The 4,074-nt window shown below is 67.3% G+C and carries 4 protein-coding genes; all 4 read left to right on the forward strand.

Features of this window, described 5'->3' with window-relative positions:
* Positions 1 to 237: GNAT family N-acetyltransferase (locus tag VF497_RS14780; protein ID WP_330890051.1), on the forward strand; the 237-nt coding region annotated here is incomplete at its 5' end.
* 39 nt (positions 238 to 276) lie between these two features.
* Positions 277 to 2,061, forward strand: coding sequence for a tetratricopeptide repeat protein (locus VF497_RS14785; protein WP_330890053.1), 1,785 nt, complete (start codon positions 277 to 279; stop codon positions 2,059 to 2,061).
* A gap of 177 nt (positions 2,062 to 2,238) precedes the next feature.
* The gene (locus tag VF497_RS14790; protein ID WP_018974858.1) at positions 2,239 to 2,835 is read left to right on the forward strand and encodes an HNH endonuclease; all 597 of its coding nucleotides are present in this window, start codon (positions 2,239 to 2,241) and stop codon (positions 2,833 to 2,835) included.
* Positions 2,836 to 2,914: 79 nt separating this feature from the next.
* Positions 2,915 to 4,074: chloride channel protein (locus tag VF497_RS14795; RefSeq protein WP_330890057.1), on the forward strand; the 1,160-nt coding region annotated here is incomplete at its 3' end.

A 4,074-nucleotide genomic window follows, 5' to 3' on the forward strand; every position in this document is an offset into this window, starting at 1 on the left:
AAGGACTTCTTCACCGGCGCGCTCAACTGCCACATCTCCGATCTCGTCGTCGCCGCTGAGCACGAAGGCCGCGGCGTCGCCGCCGCGATGCTGCGTTTTGCCGACGAATGGGCGAAGGAACATCGCTGCCGTTTCCTCACCCTCGGCGTGTTTCCGAACAACGAACGCGCGCGCAGGCTGTACGAACACCACGGCTTCGGCGTCGAGATCCTGAGCATGGTCAAGCCGGTCCGCTAGCAGCGAGTGGCCCCTCCGCCTCCCGCGATCGTGCAACACATGCAGCGCGCCTCGGCGCTGCTGCAATCCGGCAATTTCGCTGCCGCACGTGCATTGCTGGAGCAAACGGTACGCGCGGCGCCGACCTTCGTCGAAGCGCAGCGCCTGCTCGCGGGTGCGATGCTCGGGCTGGGCGAACGCGCCGGCGCCGAACGCGTGCTGCGCCAAGCCGCGGCGATCGATCCGGAATGGGCGCCGGTGCAGTGCGCGCTCGGCGAACTGCTCATTGACTCGGGCCGTGCCGACGAGGGTGAACACGCGCTGCGTCGTGCCGCCACGTGCGCCAACCGCTATCTGCGCGCCGACCGCCTGCTCGCCCGCCTGCTCAACGCATCGGACCGGTACGGCGAAGTCGTCGACCTGACCGAAGCGTCCGCGCAGGATACGCATGCCGACCCCGACCTGCTGCACCAGCGCGCAGTCGCGCTCGTGGCGCTGCAGCGCCATGAAGAGGCAATCGCAACTTGTCGACGCATCGTCGAGCTTGCACCCGACAACGCGAAAGCCGAGTTCTTCCTCGCCAGCGCACTCGACCTCGCGGGCCGCCATTCCGAGGCAGGTCAAAGCGCAAGCCGCGCGATCGCGAAGGGTGAAGCCACGCCCGAGGCCCGCCACCTGCTGGCACACGCCCTTGTCGACGAAAACAGACTAGAGGAGGCCGAGGCGCTGCTGCATGACATCGTGCGCGAGCGCCCACGATTCGCCGACGCGCACAACAACCTGGCCCAGTTGATCTGGGTGCGCCGCGGTGACGTCGCCGCGGCGGCAGAATATCTCGATCGCGCGCTGGCGCAGTACCCTCGCGACAACGCCCTGATCTCGGTCAAGATGAATCTGCTCGACGGCGCCGGAGACGCGCAAGGAGCATTGGCTTTCTTCGAGACCTGCCTCGATGCGGGCAATTCCGACCCCGGCTTGCTCATGGCAGCAAGTCGGGCCGCGCTCAAGGCCGATGCGCCGCGCGCACTGGCCTATGCGCGACGTGCGCAGCAACTGGCTCCAGGGCCGTCCAGCGAGCGCGTGATGATCAACGCGCTGCTCGGCGCAGGCGATGCCGTGGAAGCTCTGCAACGCACCGAATCGCTGCTGCGCACGGCGCCGGACGATCAGCATCTGATCGCCATGCAGACCACGGCGTGGCGATTGCTCGGCGATCCGCGCTATGCCGGCTATTGCGACTACGCCGGGATGGCGCGCGGCTGGACCATCGACACGCCGACGGGCTGGAACGACCTGCGCGCCTACCTCGCCGACCTTGCCGTCAGCCTTAAGCGGCTGCATACGTCGCGCGCTCATCCCCTCAACCAGTCGCTGCGCCACGGTTCGCAAACCGCGCAGAATTTGCTCGATATCGACGACCCGGCGATCCGCGCGTTCTTCAGCGCGATCGATGGGCCGATCCATCGCCACATCGAAACGATCGGCCATGGCGGCGATCCGCTGCGCCGACGCAACACGGGTGCGTACAAGATCGCCGGCATCTGGTCGGTACGCCTCAACGCGCGGGGCTATCACACCAACCACGTGCATCCGCAGGGCTGGCTGTCGTCCGCGTGCTACATCGAACTGCCGCGCGCGGTCGCCGGCGACAACCCCGGCCGCGAAGGTTTCCTCAAGTTCGGCGAGCCGGGCTATCCGACACAACCCAGGCTCGAACCGGAGTATTTCATCCGCCCCGAACCCGGCCTGCTCGCCCTGTTCCCGTCGTATTTCTGGCACGGCACGGTGCCGTTCGGCGGCGACGATACGCGTTTGACGATCGCGTTCGATCTCGTCCCGGTCTGAGCGGCGTCATCGGGAATTCGCAAAATTTGCGTAAATTCGGCTATGCTGCCTCCCCGGATACGATCGTTTGGCAGCGAATCGCCCAAGTCCGCTTGTTGGCGCCATTGGTGACACCGGATGCCGAGTCATAGATCACAAGTCGTCCCGACGAAATCTCCGAATCTCGAACTCGACCGCATGGCCCTGTTCGAACCGCGCAAGGTCAGCGACATCCATGCCACGCGCGTGCTTTCGCTCGATTCCAACGGCCGCATCCTCGACTGGATTTCCTGGCAGGACGCGGTCTGCCTCTATGTGCGCGACGCGGTTTCCTGGACGCTCGGCAATCCCTGCCTGACGATCCACGGCGGCACTAGCCGCGAGACCGGCGAGCAATCGACACTGGACCTGCACCCGATCGTCGCCAGCCGCGGCCACGCGCGCCTGCACGCGGTCGATCCCGCGCCTGCGCTGACCAACGCCGCGCTGTTTGCGCGCGACCGCATGCTCTGCCTCTACTGCGGCGAACACTTCTCGCGTGGCGAGCTGACGCGCGACCACGTCGTGCCGCTGTCCAAAGGCGGCCGTGACTCCTGGGAGAACGTCGTCAGCGCCTGCCTCGCCTGCAACATCCGCAAGGGCAGCCACACGCCGCAGCAGGCCGGCATGCCGCTGCTGGCCGTGCCTTACCGGCCGAGCTGGGTCGAACATCTGATCCTGTCGAATCGCAACATCCTTGCCGACCAGATGGAGTTCCTCATGAACCATCTGCCGAAGAACCGGCGGCGCGCCTGATTCCGGCGCGGCTGCGGCGCAGATTTACGGCTGCGACAACGAGGTTTATCCTGCGCCGCCCGTCGCCCGCCGCACGCCCATGACCGACCTTTCCGCCCCTCCTCCGCGTCCGCTGTCGAACGCGAGCGATCCGCTGCCGGTATCACCTGGCCTCGGCGACGTGTTGGCCGCGGCGCGCGTCCCGCGCAAATCAGTGCAACTCGATAGTCGAGTGCTGCTGATCTCGCTGATCGCGATCCTGCTCGCCGCCGCCTGCGCCCTGATCGCACAATGGCTGACCGCGCTGATCGGCATCGTCACCAACCTCGCCTTCTACGGCCGCTGGTCGACCGAGTTGACCTCGCCAGCCGGACATCATCTCGGCCTGTGGGTGATCGCGGTTCCCATTGTCGGCGGACTGATCGTCGGCGCGATGGCGCGCTGGGGCTCGGCGGCAATCCGCGGCCACGGCATTCCCGAGGCGATGGAACAGGTGCTGCTCAACCAGAGCCGCATTCCGCCGCGCATCACCTTTCTCAAGCCCGTGTCCTCGGCGATCGCGATCGGCACGGGCGGCCCGTTCGGCGCGGAGGGCCCGATCATCGCGACCGGCGGCGCGCTCGGTTCGCTGATCGGCCAGCTCATGCACGTCACCGCGATCGAGCGCAAGACGCTGCTCGCCTCGGGCGCAGCTGCCGGCATGGCCGCGATATTCGGCTCGCCGATCTCGGCGGTGATCCTCGCGGTCGAACTGCTGCTGTTCGAACTGCGTCCGCGCTCGCTGATTCCGGTCGCGCTCGCGGCAACGACGGCGACCGGCATCCGTTACGCGATGGTCGGCTCGCAGGCGGTGTTCGCGATGCCACAGGTGGCCAATCCGGGCGCCGGTGCGCTGCTGTTCTATGTCGCGCTCGGCGCGCTGCTCGGCTTCGTCAGCGTCGGCGTCACGCGCGCGGTGTACGCGGTCGAGGATGCGTTCGATCACCTGCCGATCCACTGGATGTGGTGGCCCGCGCTCGGTGGACTCGCGGTCGGCGTGGTCGGCTGGTTCGCGCCGCTGACGCTCGGCGTCGGCTACACCAACATCGAGCAGATCGTCTCGGGCGGCTTCGCGCTCAACGCGCTGATGCTCCTTTGCGCGATGAAATTCCTGTCGTGGGTGATCGCGCTCGGAAGCGGCACCTCGGGCGGCACCCTCGCGCCGCTGTTCACGATCGGTGGCGCGCTCGGCGCCGCAGCCGGCATGCTCGCGGCACCGCT

The sequence above is a fragment of the Rudaea sp. genome, assembly GCF_036383415.1.
Classification (GTDB): Bacteria; Pseudomonadota; Gammaproteobacteria; order Xanthomonadales; family Rhodanobacteraceae; genus Rudaea.

What these genes read in the sequence shown, in the direction of transcription:
- VF497_RS14790 (WP_018974858.1), top strand. Translation starts at nt 2,239, where the DNA reads ATGGCCCTGTTCGAACCGCGCAAGGTCAGCGACATCCATGCCACGCGC.
- VF497_RS14785 (WP_330890053.1), top strand. Translation starts at nt 277, where the DNA reads ATGCAGCGCGCCTCGGCGCTGCTGCAATCCGGCAATTTCGCTGCCGCA.